Source organism: Trinickia sp. (genome assembly GCF_057351765.1).
The window spans coordinates 18,052-35,189 of the sequence record NZ_JBMRBK010000061.1; the positions used below are offsets into that span (position 1 = coordinate 18,052).

Sequence of the window (17,138 nt, forward strand, 5' to 3'; positions counted from 1 at the left end):
GCCTAACGGAAAATGCCCGTGTCGAAGCCAGACACGGGCATTTTTGCATGACGAGCCCGCGCCGCCTTCGGCGTCGGGCAAGCCGCCGCTCAAATCTCGATCTTCGTGCCCAATTCGACGACCCGATTGGCCGGAATACTGAAGAAGTCCGTGGGCTTCGCCGCGTTCTGGTGCATCCAGGCGAACACGCGCTCGCGCAGAATCGACATACCGGGCAACTGTGTCGGCACAACCGTTTCACGGGCGAGGAAAAACGACGTATCCATGAGTTCGAACGTCATTCCATACAGCCTGCTGATTTCCGACAGCACCGCTTTCACGTCGGGCGTTTCGTTGAACCCGTAAGCGGCCTTCACCAAGAACAAGCCGCCGCCCTCGTCTTTGATCGCGACACGCTCGTCGTCCTTGACGTATGGGATGTCGCGCGTGACGAATGTCAGAAACAGCGTGCGCTCATGCAGCACCTTGTTGTGCTTGAGGTTGTGCAGCAGGCTGACGGGCACGAGCGTATCGCTGCCCGTCAAGTAGATCGCCGTGCCCGAGACCCGATGCGGCGGGTGCGCAAGCAAGCCCTGCAGGAACGGCGCGAGCGGGATGCCGTCCGCGGCGGTACGCTCCTTGACGAGCAACCGCCCCTTGTGCCAGGTCATCAGCAGGAAGAAGAGCAATGCGCCGATGCCGAGCGGCAGCCAGCCGCCCTCTGCCACCTTCAGCAGGTTCGCACCGAAAAACGCGAGGTCGACCACGATGAAGGTTGCGATGATGAGCGCAACGAGCAGCTTGTTCCAGTTCCACACTTTGACCATCACGACGCAAGCCAGCACCGTCGTAATGACCATCGTCGTCGTGACGGCGATGCCGTATGCCGCCGCGAGATTATCGGAGCTCTTGAACCCGATGACGATCATCAGAATCACGAAGAGCAGCATCCAGTTCACGACGGGAACATAAATCTGACCGATCGCAAGATCCGAAGTATGGAGGATCTTCATGCGAGGAACGTAGCCGAGCTGAATAGCCTGGCTCGTAAGCGAATAAGCACCTGAGATGACGGCCTGCGAAGCAATGACCGTTGCGATGGTGGAGAGTACGACGAGCGGCAGCGTGGCCCAGTCGGGCGCCATGAGAAAGAACGGATTCGCGAGCGCACTATGATCGTGCATGAGCAGCGCGCCCTGCCCAAAGTAGTTCAGTACGAGCGAAGGCATGACGATGCAATACCAGCCCACGCGGATCGGCTTCGCGCCGAAATGGCCCATATCGGCATACAGTGCCTCGGCACCCGTCAGCACGAGAAACACCGAGCCGAGCACCACATAGGCCTGCAGAAGATGGCGGCTCATGAATGTCATCGCGTAGTACGGATTGAGCGCGGCGATGATGCCGGGTTCGCGAATCACATGCGCCACACCGAGCACGGCAAGCGTGATGAACCAAACGATCATGATCGGCCCGAAGAGCTTGCCGACCAGCGAGGTGCCGTGCCGCTGAATCCAGAAGAGTGCGATGAGGATCACGATCGTGATCGGTATGACGAGATGCGAAAGCTGCGGTGTGGCAACCTCGAGGCCTTCGACCGCGGACATGACCGAAATAGCCGGCGTGATGACCGCATCGCCATAGAACATGCAAGCGCCGAAGATGCCGAGCATCAACAAGGTGGACGATGTCCGTCCCTTGCTCGTAAACGGGCGAAGCGAGAGCGCCATCAGCGCGAGCACACCGCCCTCGCCGTTGTTATCGGCCCGCATGACGAACAGGACGTATTTGATCGAGACGACAACGACTATCGCCCAGAAAAGCAGCGAAATAACGCCAAGAATCGACGCATCGGTCAATGGAATGCCATGCGACTCGCTGAATGCTTCTTTGAGCGCATACAGCGGGCTCGTGCCGATGTCGCCAAATACGACGCCAATGGCGGCCAGAGCAAGCGCAGGTAGGGAGTGCTGGCGGATATGATCGTGGCCGTTATCAGTCATAGGCGAAGAAATGTAGAGCGGATCAGCGGGCAGCGAGCGCTATTCTAGCGGTGCTTGCACGGCGCGCACATACAAAAAAGCGGAGTCGGTCGACTCCGCCGCCATGCGACTCGTCCGCATCCGCGATTTTTCGCCGCCGGGCACGTTATGTGCCGGATGGCGACCCGGCCGTGCCGCGTTTGATCCACGCGGCAAGATTATGGGGGCGCACGGTGTCCCACTCCTCGAACGGCTGATGGATCCACGGGTTCGTTGGCAGGTACTGCACGAAGTAATCGGGCTTCACCTGCGAGCAGCCCTTGTACCAGAGCACGGCCGAGCGCACGGCCGCCACGGCGGGATACCGCTCTTTCAGGTGTTGCTGAACCCGGGCAAGCGTCACGCCCGAATCGACGAGATCGTCAACGAGCAGCACGTTGCCCGACAATTCGCCGCGCGTCATCGTGATGTACTGCGCGATGTCGAGTTCGCCTTGCTGCGTACCCGCTGCCTCGCGGTACGAGCTCGTCGCAAGAATGGCCAGCGGCAAATCGTAGATGCGGGAGAGCTGATCGCCCACACGCAAGCCGCCACGCGCGAGACACAGAATCTTGTCGAATGTCCATCCTGAATCGTGCACCGCGAGCGCGAGCGTCTCGATCAGCCGGTGGTATTCGTCCCAGCTGACCCAAAGGTTCTTCTCGTCGTTGCGCGCATCCGCCATCGAGAATGTCGTCATGTCCCGCACCGCCCGTTACACCTTGAACGGATGACGCAGCAGGATCGTTTCGTCGCGGTCCGGACCCGTCGAGACCATATCGATCGGCACGCCCGCCACTTCCTGAACACGCGTCAGATACGCCTGCGCGGTCGCCGGCAGCTCGCTCCACTGCGTGATCCCGATCGTGCTCTCCTTCCAGCCGCCGAACGTCTCGTAGACCGGCTCGCAGCGCGCCACCTCGGCGGCACCCCGCGGAAGCAGATCGACATCCTTGCCGTCGATCTTGTAGCCGACACACAACTTCACTTCGTCAAGCCCGTCGAGCACATCGAGCTTCGTCATGCACAGCCCCGACACGCCGTTGATCTGGATCGAGCGGCGCAGCGCGGCGGCGTCCAGCCAGCCGGTGCGACGCGGCCGTCCCGTCACCGAGCCGAATTCCTTGCCGACGTTCGCGAGCGTCAGACCGACCGTCTCCTGCCGATTCGGATTGTCCGCATCGTAGAGTTCGCTCGGGAATGGCCCCGCGCCGACGCGCGTGCAGTACGCTTTCGTGATCCCGAGGATGTAATGAAGCTTTTGCGGCCCGACACCTGCGCCAGCGGCGGCGGCACCGGCCACGCAATTGCTCGATGTCACGAACGGATAAGTACCGTGATCGATGTCGAGCAACGTGCCTTGCGCACCCTCGAACAGCAGGTTGCGCCCCGCGGCGTTTTCGTCGTACAAGCGACGCGATACGTCGGTAACCATGGGCCCGATGCGTTCGGCGTAGCCGAGCATCGTATCGAGCGTTTGCTGGAAATCGACCGCCTGAGCACCCAGATACTGGGTCAGCACGAAATTATGGAAATCGAGGTTGTCCCGCAGACGTTCGGCGAAAGCCGCCGGGGCGAACAAATCTTGAACGCGCAACGCGCGCCGGCCCACCTTGTCTTCGTACGCGGGGCCGATGCCACGGCCCGTCGTGCCAATCTTGCCGGCGCCTCGGCGCGCCTCGCGCCCCTGGTCGATGGCAACGTGGTACGGCAGGATCAGGGTGGCGGCTTCGGAGATGAAGAGGCGCCGCCGCACATCGAGGCCGACTGCTTCGAGCTCTTCGATTTCCTTGAAGAGCGCCTCCGGCGAGAGCACGACACCGTTGCCGATATAGCAGGCCACGTCCGCACGCATGATGCCCGACGGGATCAGACGCAGGATGGTTTTTTTGCCACCGATGATGAGCGTATGGCCGGCGTTGTGACCGCCCTGGAAACGCACGACGCCTTGCGCGTGGTCCGTCAGCCAGTCGACGATCTTGCCTTTGCCTTCATCACCCCATTGAGTCCCGACGACGACGACGTTGCGTCCCTGGGCTGCGTTCACTGCACTGGCAGACATGTTGATTCTTGAGCTGGTTAAAAACGTATTCTACCCATGTTCGCCGGGCGTTCCGACTTTTTCGTTTCGCGTCAACGGCATGGGATTCCTGGACGATGCGGCACCGGTCGCGGTGCGCGCGACTTACGGCCGTCGCACCTCGACTACCCACGCGCCGTCGCGCTCGATGAGCACGCGATCGCAGGCGAATTCGTCGAGGTCGTGATCGTGGCCCGGCAACGCCTGAATGACGATTTCTCCCGCATCGCGCAGAGCGGCGACGCTGGCACGTAACGCGTCGTCATGCCGCCACGGTGCCAGGATCGCACTGCTGCGCGCCTGGGCCGGCAAAATCCGGGCAAGCTCGCGCAGATCGAGCGAAAAACCGGTGGCCGCGCGGGCGCGCCCATACGCCTGACCGACATGGTCGTAGCGCCCGCCCCGCGCAACGGCATTCGATACGCCATCCACGTAGGAGGAAAACATGACACCGCTGTGATAGGCATAGCCACGCAGATCGGCCAGATCGATCGTCACTTCGGCTCCCTCGACTTGCGCCGCGAGGAACGTCAGGTCATCGAGCGCCTGCGCAATATCGGGCCATTGCGGCAGACGCTGCCGCGCTAGCTCGAGCACCGATGCGTCGCCATAGAGCGAAGGCAACAGCCGCAGCGCGTCGCGGATGGGTGCGTCGAGCCCTTGCGTGAGTTCGTCGAGGCGCGCGACGTCCTTGCCCGCGAGCGCCTCGTAAAGCGTCTCGCCCATGGCCGCCGCGGCCGGTTCGCGCGCGAACAACGCGGCGAGTACGCCGGCATGGCAAAGATCGAGCCGGACCTTGTCGAACCCGGCCAGCCGCATGGCATCGAGCATCAACTGCTGAACTTCGACATCGGCTTCCAACCCCGCGTGGCCGTAGAGCTCGGCACCGACCTGAATCTGCTCGCGCGTCGCGTGGAGTCCGCGCGGCCGGGTATGCAACACACTGCCCGCGTAACAAAGCCGCGTAACGCCCTGCCGATTCAGCAGATGCGCATCGATGCGCGCCACCTGGGGTGTCGTATCGGCTCTGAGTCCCAGCGTGCGACCCGATAACTGGTCGACAAGCTTGAACGTGCGCAGATTGAGGTCCGCGCCGCCGCTCGTGAGAAGCGATTCGAGATATTCCAGCAGCGGCGGCATCACCAGCTCATAGCCGTAGGCGCGAAAGCGATCGAGCAGCGCGCGGCGCAACTCCTCGATCTTTCGCGCTTCCGACGGCAGCACATCGGCAATATTCTCGGGAAGCAGCCAGGTCGACATTCAGGTGAGTCCTACGACATTAATGGATAACGCACGGCCTCATGTGGCCACGAGAAGCAACACGAGACCCAACGCCATGACGATGAGCCCGCCGACGCGAATATGATGCGTCGGGCGTGCCGCAATTTTACGAAACGTCTCCCGCCACGCGGTCGGGAATACGAACGGGAACATGCCCTCGATAATGAGCATCAACGCGACCGCAAGCAGTAACGAGCCAGCCATGTCCATACGCTTTCAGCCGCGGCCCGATGAGCGCGGCGTCCCCTCTTGTCAGTGTTTTTTCGGCGCAGCCTCGGCGCGGGTGGCCGTATCGGCATTGCCGCCGGAGCTGCGCATGAAGCGGAAAAACTGGCTGTCCGGATCGACGACGATCACGTCGTTCGGCTTGAACACCGCCCGGTAGGCCTGCATGCTCTGATAAAACTGATAGAAACCCGGGTCCCGGCTGAACGCGTCCGCAGCGATTTCCGCGGCTTTTGCATCGCCTTGACCCTTGATCGTCTGGGCCTGTTTGTAGGCGTCGGCCAGCACGGTCTGGCGCTGCCGGTCGGCGTCCGCCTTGATCGCCTCCGCCTGCGCGGCACCGTCCGCGCGTGCCGCGCTCGCCGCCTGCTCGCGCTCCGCCGCCATGCGTTTGTAGACGGTGTCGGACATGTTCCCAGCGAAATCGACGCGCACGAGTTGCAGATCGACGACATCGATACCGAGCGAACGGGCACCGTTCGCCATCGCCTCGCGGGCACTCGCCGCAATCTGAGTCTGATGCGAAAGGGTATCGGTCAGCGTGCGCTTGCCGAGCGCATCGGCGAGCGCCTCGCGCGCGAGCGCGCTCAGACGCTCGGGTGCGCTTTGCAGGTCGCCCCCGGTCGTCGCAAACAGCTTGAGCGGTTCGACGACGCGATACTTCAGGAGCGGACTGACGAGCAGATCGCTTTTGTCCGACGTCGTGTAGCGATCGGGATTGCCGGCATCGACAGTCTGGATGCGCATATCCATGCGCGCCGCCGCTTGAAGGGGGGTGGGCAGCTTGAAATGCAGGCCTGGGCCGACGACCGTCGGGTCCGCGTGGCCGCGCGAATAGACGATGGCGACATGCCGCTGATCGACGACCACGAGCGTGGATGCGCCCGCGAACAGCAGCAAGACGACGACGATGACGAGCGCAACGATACGGTTCATGATCAGGCGCCCCTCATTGCTGCAAATCGTCTTCGCGCGAGCGGCTTCGGAACCCGTCGCGTGAACGTACCGCGTCGCTCGCGGCGGCCGCGCGGCTTGCGGGAGAGGCGACGGCCGGGGCGGCCGCCGAAGCGCCCTGCGCGGGCGCCGCGGCAGACGATGCGGGGGCTGGCGCCCCCGGCGCCGCCTGAGCATCGCCCGCGCCACGTCCCTTCGCCTCGATCAGCTTGTCGAGCTGTAACTGGACGACGCTCGACCCCGCTTTCGTGTCGACGAAAACCTTGGTCGTGTTCGAATAGATGTCACGCATGGTATCGAGATACATTCGCTCGCGCACGATGGCGGGCGCCTTGGCGTACTGCGCATAAACCTGAGAGAAACGATCCGCGTCGCCTTGGGCCTGCGTCACCACGCGCTCGGCATAAGCCTTCGCATCGTCGATCGAGCGGGCGGCATCGGCTTGCGCGCGCGGCAGAATTTCGTTCGCGTACGCCTGCGCTTCGCGCTTCATGCGCTCACGGTCGTCTTTCGCCCGAAGCGCATCGTCGAACGCCGCTTGCACCTGCTGTGGCGGCTCGATGCTCTGAATCGTCACGCCGGCAACGGTCAGCCCCGCGCGATACAGGTCGAGCGAGCGCTGAATCGCGGTGGCCAATTGCTGGCTCAGCTGATCGCGATTCTGATCGAGCAGGGCCTGCGTGCCGCTCGCGCCGACAATCGCGCGCGCCGCCGCCTGAGCGGCCTGCGTCACGCTGCGATCGGGGTCGACCGCGTGAAAGAGGTAGTCGGTCGGCGATTTGACCTGGTATTGCACACTGAAGCGCACGTTGAGGATGTCGCCATCCCGCGTGAGCATCGAGGCATCCATCAGGTTGCCGTCGTTCACGGCATTGCGCCGGCCCACTTCGACCGAGCGGATCTCCGATACGTTGACGATTTCGCTCGTCTCGAACGGATACGGCGAGCGCAGATGGACACCAGGCCCCACCGTCCTGCGCAATTTCCCGAACTGCAGCACGACGCCGGTTTGGCCGTCTTGTACGACGAAAACGCCACTGCCGATGTAGATCGCCACGAGTACGCCGATGACGATGCCGACACCCACGCGCGCTGCACGCCCATTATCGGGCCGGCGTTCGCCCGGCCCGGGGCCGCCGCCCTTGCCACCGAAAAGCCGCGAAAGACGCCGATTGAATTCGCGCCACATCTCGTCGAGATCCGGCGGCCCTTCGCCGTTGCCGCGCCCACGGTTCGGCTCGTTCGGACGCTGCCGGTCGCCGTTGCCGTCGCTGCGCCCCCAACGCGGATCGTTGATGGAAAGAATGGCGCGCGCACGCATCCAGAAACTCCGCTCGTTGTATTCGTTCACCTGTGTTCGTTCGCTCGAGTTGGGAGAGCCGGTCAATGCAGATCGGAACGGCGCACAACCGCCATTCCGTCCAGCCGCGGTACGTCGAAATCTTTGTGCTCGTCCGCCGCTGCCTGGGGTTCCGGCAGCGCCCGCCCGGTGTCTGGGAGATGTTCTGAGGTGGCGATCTCGGCGATGGCTGCGCGCAGAGAATCGAGTCCTTGCCCCGTGCGCGCGCTCAAAAAGACGCGCGAGATATTACCATACTCGTCGCGCTCGACCGCGTCCTTGCGAGCCTCGAGTTCCGGCACCGCATCGATCTTGTTGAAGACGAGGACTTGCCGCACGGTATCCGCGCCGATCTCGCGCAAGACCTCGTTCACTTGATCGATCTGATCGAGCCGCACGCCGCTCGACGCGTCGACGACATGCAGCAGCACATCCGCATGGATCGTCTCCTCCAGCGTCGCGCGAAACGCAGCCACGAGTTGGTGCGGCAACTCGCGAATGAACCCGACCGTATCGGACACCACGACCTGGCCGGCCTCGTCGCCGAGGAACACGCGCCGCGATGTCGTATCGAGCGTGGCGAACAGTTGATCGGCCGCATACGCCTGCGCCTTCGTCAACGCATTGAAGAGCGTGGATTTGCCTGCGTTCGTGTAGCCCACGAGCGAGACCGACAGTGTGCGGTTACGCTGGCGCTGGCGGCGCTGCGTGCCATGCTGGCGCTGCAGCTTCGCGAGGCGCGTCTTGAGCATCTTGATACGGTCGCCGATGAGCCGCCGGTCCGTCTCGAGCTGCGTTTCGCCGGGCCCGCGCAGGCCGATACCGCCTTTTTGCCGCTCGAGGTGAGTCCAGGCGCGCACGAGCCGCGTTGCGATGTACTGCAGCTGAGCAAGCTCCACTTGCAGCTTGCCCTCGTGGCTGCGGGCGCGCTGGGCGAAGATGTCGAGAATCAGGCTTGTCCGGTCGATCACGCGCCGATTAAGCGCCCGCTCCAGATTGCGTTGCTGTGCCGGTGCGAGCGAATGGTTGAAGATGACGATTTCGATATCGTTCGCCTCGCAGGCGAGGCGCAACTCCTCGGCCTTGCCGCTGCCGACGAACAGCGCGGCATCGGGGCTGGACCTGCGCCCCGTCAACATCACGGCGGGATGGGCGCCCGCGCTTTGCGCGAGCAGGCTGAGTTCTTCGAGACTGGCTTCGAAGTCGATCTTGCCGAAATCGATGCCGACGAGCGCTGCGTTGATCAAATTGGTGGACGTCAAATTGGAGGGGCCGGCACGGCGGCGCGGTGCGAACGCCGCCATGCCGGCCGCAATGATGGGTTCAGGACGTCTCGGCGTCCGGATGGAAATTGACCGGACGGGCGGGAACGACCGTCGAAATAGCGTGCTTGTAAACCATCTGAGTAACGGTATTCCGGAGCAACACGACGTACTGGTCGAACGATTCGATGTTCCCTTGCAGCTTGATGCCGTTGACCAGATAAATCGAGACAGGCACGTGCTCTTTGCGCAGTGCGTTCAAAAACGGGTCTTGTAACAATTGCCCTTTGTTGCTCATAGCAAACTCCGTCGTTTTTTTGCAGGTTGGATCCACATCGACGCCGAAGAAAAAGAGATCCGGCGTCAATCGCTACACTATAGCCGATTTTCGTTGGCGCACGCGGTGCCCGGCCGTCCGGCCGATCCTTCGTCGGAGCCGGTCAGCTCTTGTCCGCGTAGGGGTTCGCCGATGAGCGAAACTCTATGCGCAATGGAGTTCCGGTCAGCGAGAAAGTTTCTCTGAAGCGGTTCTCGAGGTACCGTTTATAGGTATCCGTCACCGCATCGAGCGCATTACCGTGAATCACGATGATCGGGGGATTCTGCCCCCCCTGGTGCGCGTAACGCAGTTTCGGGCGCACGGGTCCGCGACGCCGCGGCTGCTGGAACTCGACCGCTTCGATGAGCGCACGCGTGAGCTTCGGCGTCGGCAGTTTTGCCATGGCCGCGGCATACGCCGCGTCGACGGAGCGCATCAACGCGCCAATGCCGGACTTCTCCGTGGCGGAAACGAAATGGAATTTGGCGAATTCCAGGAATTTCAGCTTGCGCTTCAGATCGGCCTTCGTGCGTTCGCGCACGTGTTCGTCGAGTCCGTCCCATTTGTTGACACCGACCACGAGCGCGCGCCCCTGCTCGACGACGAATCCCGCAATATGCGCGTCCTGATCGGAGATATCCTGACGCGCATCGAGCAGCAAAATGACGACGTTTGCATCGGCAATCGATTGCAGTGTCTTGACGACCGAGAACTTCTCGACGGCCTCGAATACCTTGCCCCGACGGCGTAACCCAGCCGTGTCGATGAGCGTGTAGTGGCGGCCCTGTCGCTCGAAGTCCACATAGATCGAATCGCGCGTCGTGCCGGGCATGTCGAACGCAATGACGCGATCCTCCCCGATCAGTGCATTGACCAGGGTGGACTTGCCCACGTTCGGGCGCCCGACGATGGCGATCTTGACGCCGTGCGCAGCCTGGTCCGCCTCCGCTTCGTCAGGATGGCCCGAATACGCGATCTCGAGCGCATCGTTGATCATTTCGGTGACACCGTCGCCGTGCGCGGACGAAATCGCCCGCGGATCGCCGAGTCCGAGCTCGTAGAAATCCGCCGCGACGGCGGTGTACTTCATGCCTTCCGCCTTGTTGACGACGAGCATGATCGGCCGCCCCGTCTTGCGCAGGTATTCGGCGATCGACTTGTCCTGCGGTGCCAGGCCGTTGCGGCCGTCGACGATGAAAACCACGACGTCGGATTCCTCGACCGCTTGCCGCGTCTGGCGAGCCATCTCGTGAAGGATGCCGTCCTTCGCCACGGGCTCGAAGCCTCCGGTGTCGACGACGAGATAAGGTCTGTCGCCCGCGCGCCCTTCACCGTAATGGCGATCGCGCGTGAGACCCGGCAAGTCGGCGACGAGAGCGTCCCGTGAGCGAGTGAGCCGATTGAACAGCGTGGATTTCCCCACATTGGGGCGCCCAACGAGGGCAATAACGGGTTTCATGAGATGTCATCAAAGTAAAGCGCCGGTGCCGTGATCGGCACCGGATGGCGCGCGCGTTGCCTGAAGCGCCGGCGCCCGGGCAGCGCGGCTTCGCACGGCGCGCGCCGTAAAAGGCCTGTCGTCTTGCCGCACGTTATCACGATCGCGTCATGACGCCCATGCGGGGCGCGACCGACGGGCCGCGCCGTGCGAAACCGGCGGCTGCCTCATCGATAGGGAAAGGCCGACACGGAGCGGCCCAGGGCGGCTAGCCAGGCGCCGCCCGCTTTTGCGCTCAGCGCGGGCGGAAACCGAATAAGTTGCCGTCCTTCGTCTGAACGACCAGCGTATCGCCCGCTACCACGGGCGGCGCGCTGATACGACTGCCGTCGGTCGGTACGCGCGCCACGAACGAGCCGTCGTCGCGCGAGAGGAAATGCACAAAGCCCTTGTAATCGCCAAAGACGGCCGACGGCCCGAGCAACAGCGGTGCGCTCAGATCGCGATTCTTGAGCTTGTCGTTACGCCAGAGCACGTGGCCGTCGCTGGCGCCGAATGCCTCCGCGACGGACCAATCGTCGCTCGAGATCACCGTGGTGCCGTCTTGCGCCACCCCGGTCGTGCTCGAGAACGGCTGTTCCCAAATCGGCCGTCCCGAATTCGCATCGAAGCAGCCGATGCGCCCCTGGAACGTCGCGGCGCAAGCTTCGGCGCCCACGAGAACCGGCGCGCCCGTCACGTCGTTGATCCGCTCGACTTCGGTGACGCCCTTCGGGAACGACACGGGCGCCTGCCAGTAATCGTCGCCCGTCTTCAAGTCGATCGCGGCCAGCCCGCCGCCCGGGAATCCGGCCAGCACCGCCGCGTCGCCCGCGAAGGTCATTCCGGCCGACACGCGCAGATTGAGCGGCACCGCCCGGTTGTGATAGACCCACTTGAGCTCGCCGGTCTGCGCATTGAACGCATTGATCTGTCCGTCGATCGTGCGCACGAGCACGAGCCCGTTGCCGACGAGCGGCGGCGAGATGACCTCGCCCGGTACATCGGATTTCCAGAGTTGCTTGCCGTTCGCATCGAGCACATAGACGCCGCCGCGCACCGCGCCGACCGCCGTCAACGTGCCGTCGCTGCCGACGCCGGCCGTCAGATCGGTGTGAAGCTTGGTGTGCCAGATTTCCTTGCCCGTCTTGGCGTCGATCTTCGCCACGGCGCCGCCCGCGCCAGCCGCATAGACCGCGTCGCCGACCGCAATCGGAGAAAACAGGTAGCGCCCCGCCTTGCCGACGCTCGCGCGCCAGACGCGCTCGACCGTGAGGGCGGGCTTGAACTCCGTGAGCGGTGTCGGCACGCGACGCTCGTCCTTGGAAGACGAGCAGGCTGTCATCGCGAGGACGGTCATCGCACAAGCAACGGGCACGGCGAAACGTTTCAGCAAATTCATTGGAGGGCGAAGCATCGTCTAGGGTTGATCAATCGAGGCGAGCGGCGCTGCCTATGCGGCAACCGCCCGACGGCGAACCGGCGCCATCGCTGAGCCGGCTCAGCTGCCCAGCGCGTCGAGCTTGAATTGAATCAGCTGACGCGCGGACGTGTCGCTCTTCGCCAGTGAATCGAGTGCGACCTGATAGGCGGCACGCGCGTCGTCGCGTTTGCCGCCAGCGGCCAGCAGATCGCCGCGACGGTCGGCTACGACGCCCTTGAACCCCTCGGGTGGCGTGCCGGCCAGTAATGCAAGCCCCGCATCGTACGACTTCTCGTCGAGCAGGACGCCCGCGAGCCGCAGCTTCGCGATTTCCTTGTATTCGTCGTCCTTCGCGTGGTCGATCGCCCATTGCAGCTGGGTTTTTGCCGCCGCGATATCGCCGGCCTCGTACAACGCCTTGGCCGCGGCGAGCGCGGTCATTTGGGCATACGCCGTGCCGTCGTACCGCGATTCCATGTCGGCGGCATCCCGCACCACGTTCGCCTTGTTCTTCGAGGAAACCGCCTGCTGAACTTGCTCGTACAACACGGCCGCTTGAGCCGCCTCGCGGCGTTGCCAGAAATTCCAACCGTTCCAGGCGGCAGCGGCGAGAAGCGCAACGAGGACGATCCAGGTCGCCGCGTTACCCCACTGCGCCCACCAGGCCTTGAAGCTCTCTATCGATTCTTGTTCGTCGTGATAACTCATCGCCAAGCGATTCCTTCTTTCCTGCGTCTTGTGAGTGTCGGGTCGCCGTCATGCGCCGCACGGGGCGTGCATCAATCCTCGCCGTCTTCGGCGGTTGCAACCATCGCATTGATTAGAAATTCGGTCAAGTTTTCGACCTGAACGCTGCGTTGTTCGCTTTTCTCGCCCGCAGCGCCCGTTTCGCGCAACGGCTTGACCGCCACCGTCCCGCTTGCGACCTCGTCTTCGCCGAGGATGACGGCGAACGCGGCTCCGCTCGCATCGGCGCGTTTCATCTGCGATTTGAAGCTCGCCGACGCGCCGTCGGCGCTGCAGTGCAAGACGACGTCGAGGCCCGTATCGCGCAACCGCTCGGCGATCACGAACGCCTGCTCGCGCGCGGCGTCGCCCTGGTGGACGACATAGACATCGCAACCTTCTTCCTGCGGCACGAGCCCGTCTTCCTTCAGCAGCTCGAGAATGCGCTCCACGCCCATCGCCCATCCGCACGCTGCCGTCGGCTTGCCGCCCAGTTGCTCGATGAGCGGATCGTAGCGGCCACCGGCGGCCACGGTGCCTTGCGCGCCGAGCTTGTCGGTGACCCACTCGAATACGGTCAGGTTGTAATAGTCGAGCCCGCGTACAAGCCGCGGATTGATCGAGAACGGTAGGTTGTTGGCCTTCAAGAGCCGCTGCAGTCCTTCGAAGTGCGCACGCGAGCCCTCGCCGAGGAAGTCGATGAGCTTCGGCGCATTTTGCGCGATTTCCTGCAGCGCGGGGTTCTTCGTATCGAGCACGCGCAGCGGGTTCGTGTAGAGGCGGCGTTTCGCGTCCTCATCGAGCGCATCGACATGCTGTTCGAGATACCGGATCAGTTCGACGCGATGCGCGGCACGCTCTTCGGCCAGGCCGAGCGAATTGATTTCCAGCCGGATGCCGGTCAAGCCGAGGTCATCCCACAAGCGCTGGCACATGAGGATGATCTCGGCATCGGTGTCGGGGCCCACGAAGCCCAGCGCTTCCACGCCGACCTGGTGAAACTGCCGGTAACGCCCGCGCTGAGGCCGCTCGTGACGAAACATCGGACCGACGTACCAAAGCCGCTTCGGACCGTCGTAAAGCAGATTGTGCTCGATGCAGGCGCGCACGACGGCCGCGGTGTTTTCCGGGCGCAGCGTCAGATTTTCGCCGTTCAGCGCGTCGACGAAGCTGTACATCTCCTTCTCGACGATATCGGTCACCTCGCCGATACCGCGTGTGAACAGCTGCGTGTGCTCGACGATGGGGGTACGGATGTTCTGATAGCCGTACGCACGCAGCATCGACTTCACGGTGGACTCGAAAAACTCCCAGAGAGCGGCATCCTGCGGGAGGATGTCGTTCATGCCTTTCACGCCGGTCAGTTTCTCGAGCTTCTTTTTCGGTTCAGTCATTCTGGATTGTGTTGGCGATTGACGCTCAGTTCGCGACGGCAGCGCGGCCATACCGGCGCTCGACGTAGTCGCTCACGATTTGCTGGAATTCCTCGGCGATGCGCTCTCCGCGCAGCGTCTTGACCTTTTCCCCGTCGATGAAGACAGGCGCGGCGGGGTTTTCGCCCGAGCCCGGCAGGCTGATGCCGATATTCGCCTGCTTCGATTCGCCCGGACCGTTGACGATGCATCCCATCACGGCGACATGCATCTTCTCGACGCCGGGGTACTGCTCGCGCCAAACGGGCATCTGCGCGCGCAGATAGGACTGGATCTGCGCGGCCAGTTCCTGGAACAGCGTGCTCGTTGTACGTCCGCACCCCGGGCACGCGATGACCATCGGCGTGAACGAACGCAGTCCCATGGTCTGCAGAATCTCCTGGCCCACGATGACTTCGCCGGTACGCGACGCACCGGGCTCGGGCGTGAGCGAGATGCGGATCGTATCGCCGATGCCTTGCTGCAGCAGCACGCCCAGCGCGGCTGTCGAAGCGACGATGCCTTTCGAACCCATCCCGGCCTCCGTCAGCCCGAGATGCAGCGCGAAACGACAGCGGCGCGCAAGCTCGCGATAGACGGCGATCAGATCCTGCACGCCGCTCACTTTGCACGACAGAATGATTTTCTCGCGCGCGAGGCCGAGTTCCACGGCGCGCTCCGCGGAGCCGATGGCCGATTGGATCAGCGCCTCGTACATGACGCTTTGCGCATCCCAGGGTGAGCTGCGCGCCGCGTTTTCATCCATCATCCGCGCGAGCAGATCCTGGTCGAGGCTGCCCCAATTGACGCCGATGCGCACGGGCTTGTCGTAACGGATCGCGGCCTCGATCATCTGCGCGAACTGCGTGTCGCGCTTGGCGCCCTGCCCGACGTTGCCGGGGTTGATCCGATATTTCGACAGCGCCTCGGCGCAACCCGGATAGTCACGCAGCAACAAATGGCCGTTGTAATGGAAATCGCCGACGAGCGGCACGAACACACCCATGCGATCGAGCTGCTCGCGAATGGCCGGTACCTCCCGTGCGGCTTCCGGCGTATTCACGGTGATACGGACGAGCTCGGAGCCGGCCTGCGCCAGCTCTTTCACCTGGATTGCCGTGCCGATCGCGTCGGCCGTATCCGTGTTCGTCATCGATTGAATGCGCACGGGAGCATCCCCGCCGATCGTCACCAGCTGACCGCCCCACCGGACGTCCACGGCATGCGAGACGCGGCGCGGAGCGGGGCCGCCGAAAATCGGCTCGGACGAACAAATCTGGCTGCTGCTGTCGGATTGCATCGAAAGACCTATTGTTGCTGATTACGCTACGTGCCCCGCCGCGCTCGTGAGCGGCGGTTCACCCATGTAAGAGGCGCCACGGCGGCGGCGCCGGCGCCCACGCTCATACTCATGGCAGCGTGAAGCGCGCGACATTGCCTTTGATCGGACCGTACTTCGCGGCCTCGACAGGCTTGCCATCAACCGTGACGGACTGAAGGCCCGCCCGATTGCCCGCGATCACCTTCAAAGGCGCTTGGCCCGTCACTTGTTTGGTATCGCCGGCGTGCACGATACCCGAGAACACTTCCTTGCCTGCCTTGTCGCGTACGCTGAACCAGCTGTCCTGCGTCACGGCGAACGAAAGCGTCGTGGCACCCGCCGGAACGGCCGACGCCTCGGCCGGCGTTGCCGCGCTCGCCGCGGCGAGCGCTGGCGCTTGCGCGGCCGGTGCCGGTGTTACCGCGGCAGCCGAAGCCGGCGCCTCCCCCGGCGGCAAGGGCTGCTGCTGCGCCGAAGCCGGAGTGGCGGCGGAAAGCGATGCAAGCGGGGTGGGCGTGAGCGCCTGTCCTTCGCTTGCCGCGCCGGCAACCGCGGCCGGCGCGCTGGCCGGCGCGAATCCCGTATCCGCGGCGGCCGCGGTACCCGAAGCGATCGTCTGTCCTTGCGCGGTCGTCGTCGACGGACCGCTCGAATTCGCCGCCGCACCGTTCGCGCTCGCTTTCAGGCGCGCGAGCCAGGCCGGCGGTTGACCGCCGCTATGCCACATGACGAGCGCAACGAGCCCGACGGCGACCGCGGCAACACCCCACCACCACGAGCGGTGCCTCGGCGTGCCGCCCAACGAAACCGAGACGCGACCGCGCGGCAAATCGGTGCCCGTCGATGCCGGCATCGAAAGATCGGGCTCCGGCTCGCCTTTCTCGCGGCGCAACGCCTGCACGAACGGCGCCGCGTCTACGCCCAGCATCTTGGCGTAGCTGCGCACGACCCCGAGCGCGAACGTCGTGCCCGGAAAATGGCTGACGTCGCCCGACTCGAGCGCCCGCATCTTGGCCGGCGGTACCTTCAACCGTGCCGACACATCGTCGATCGACCATCCCTTCGCCTCGCGCAGTTGCGCGAGGCATGCCCCCGCCGCTGCAAGCGAGCCGAACGAGGCCGCGATTGCCGCCTGCCCCGATTGTGACGCGGCACGATGCCCGGTCGAAACCGGCCCCGATTGTCCCTCGCCCGTCTGAGTGCCCTCTGTATGCGGATGCTGCGGCTCACTCATCCCTGATCCTCGCGTCGATTCTTTTTCACCTGTGCGCCCCGGTTCGACTTTTCGTCCGCCGGATTCGCAGACCGTTTATAACAAA

At 63.8% G+C, this 17,138-nt stretch carries 15 protein-coding genes; all 15 read right to left on the bottom strand.

Annotated features, from left to right (window positions below; genetic code table 11):
• Positions 1 to 89: 89 nt before the first annotated feature.
• On the bottom strand, positions 90 to 1,982 hold the full coding sequence (locus ACO1XS_RS16070) for a potassium transporter Kup (RefSeq protein WP_331569772.1): 1,893 nt from the start codon (positions 1,980 to 1,982) through the stop codon (positions 90 to 92).
• Positions 1,983 to 2,127: 145 nt separating this feature from the next.
• Positions 2,128 to 2,700, bottom strand: a complete 573-nt coding sequence (locus tag ACO1XS_RS16075; RefSeq protein WP_486391165.1) for a phosphoribosyltransferase — start codon at positions 2,698 to 2,700, stop codon at positions 2,128 to 2,130.
• 15 nt (positions 2,701 to 2,715) lie between these two features.
• Complete coding sequence (locus ACO1XS_RS16080; RefSeq protein ID WP_331569776.1) at positions 2,716 to 4,062, bottom strand: adenylosuccinate synthase; 1,347 nt, start codon at positions 4,060 to 4,062, stop codon at positions 2,716 to 2,718.
• Positions 4,063 to 4,185: 123 nt separating this feature from the next.
• Positions 4,186 to 5,340: an ATP phosphoribosyltransferase regulatory subunit gene (locus ACO1XS_RS16085; protein WP_486391166.1), complete on the bottom strand. Its 1,155-nt coding sequence runs from the start codon at positions 5,338 to 5,340 to the stop codon at positions 4,186 to 4,188.
• 39 nt (positions 5,341 to 5,379) lie between these two features.
• Complete coding sequence (locus tag ACO1XS_RS16090; RefSeq protein ID WP_331569780.1) at positions 5,380 to 5,571, bottom strand: DUF2065 domain-containing protein; 192 nt, start codon at positions 5,569 to 5,571, stop codon at positions 5,380 to 5,382.
• A 42-nt stretch (positions 5,572 to 5,613) separates the two neighbouring features.
• Positions 5,614 to 6,522, bottom strand: coding sequence for a protease modulator HflC (gene hflC, locus ACO1XS_RS16095; RefSeq protein WP_440561110.1), 909 nt, complete (start codon positions 6,520 to 6,522; stop codon positions 5,614 to 5,616).
• Between the two features lie 13 nt (positions 6,523 to 6,535).
• Positions 6,536 to 7,891 carry an FtsH protease activity modulator HflK gene (hflK, locus tag ACO1XS_RS16100; RefSeq protein ID WP_486391167.1) on the bottom strand — a complete coding sequence of 452 codons (1,356 nt, stop codon included), beginning with the start codon at positions 7,889 to 7,891 and terminating at the stop codon, positions 6,536 to 6,538.
• A gap of 32 nt (positions 7,892 to 7,923) precedes the next feature.
• Complete coding sequence (gene hflX, locus ACO1XS_RS16105; protein ID WP_331569923.1) at positions 7,924 to 9,126, bottom strand: GTPase HflX; 1,203 nt, start codon at positions 9,124 to 9,126, stop codon at positions 7,924 to 7,926.
• Between the two features lie 76 nt (positions 9,127 to 9,202).
• Positions 9,203 to 9,439 (bottom strand): RNA chaperone Hfq, encoded by a 237-nt coding sequence (gene hfq / locus ACO1XS_RS16110; protein ID WP_035930711.1) that lies wholly within the window; start codon positions 9,437 to 9,439, stop codon positions 9,203 to 9,205.
• Between the two features lie 142 nt (positions 9,440 to 9,581).
• Positions 9,582 to 10,919 carry a ribosome biogenesis GTPase Der gene (gene der, locus ACO1XS_RS16115; protein WP_331569786.1) on the bottom strand — a complete coding sequence of 446 codons (1,338 nt, stop codon included), beginning with the start codon at positions 10,917 to 10,919 and terminating at the stop codon, positions 9,582 to 9,584.
• Positions 10,920 to 11,193: 274 nt separating this feature from the next.
• Positions 11,194 to 12,339, bottom strand: coding sequence for an outer membrane protein assembly factor BamB (gene bamB, locus ACO1XS_RS16120; protein ID WP_331569788.1), 1,146 nt, complete (start codon positions 12,337 to 12,339; stop codon positions 11,194 to 11,196).
• 99 nt (positions 12,340 to 12,438) lie between these two features.
• Positions 12,439 to 13,068 carry a tetratricopeptide repeat protein gene (locus tag ACO1XS_RS16125; RefSeq protein ID WP_331569790.1) on the bottom strand — a complete coding sequence of 210 codons (630 nt, stop codon included), beginning with the start codon at positions 13,066 to 13,068 and terminating at the stop codon, positions 12,439 to 12,441.
• Positions 13,069 to 13,139: 71 nt separating this feature from the next.
• The gene (gene hisS / locus ACO1XS_RS16130) at positions 13,140 to 14,480 is read right to left on the bottom strand and encodes a histidine--tRNA ligase (RefSeq protein WP_331569792.1); all 1,341 of its coding nucleotides are present in this window, start codon (positions 14,478 to 14,480) and stop codon (positions 13,140 to 13,142) included.
• A gap of 25 nt (positions 14,481 to 14,505) precedes the next feature.
• The gene (gene ispG, locus ACO1XS_RS16135; protein ID WP_486391197.1) at positions 14,506 to 15,810 is read right to left on the bottom strand and encodes a flavodoxin-dependent (E)-4-hydroxy-3-methylbut-2-enyl-diphosphate synthase; all 1,305 of its coding nucleotides are present in this window, start codon (positions 15,808 to 15,810) and stop codon (positions 14,506 to 14,508) included.
• Positions 15,811 to 15,907: 97 nt separating this feature from the next.
• Positions 15,908 to 17,053, bottom strand: a complete 1,146-nt coding sequence (locus ACO1XS_RS16140; RefSeq protein ID WP_440561104.1) for a RodZ domain-containing protein — start codon at positions 17,051 to 17,053, stop codon at positions 15,908 to 15,910.
• Positions 17,054 to 17,138 lie beyond the last annotated feature (85 nt).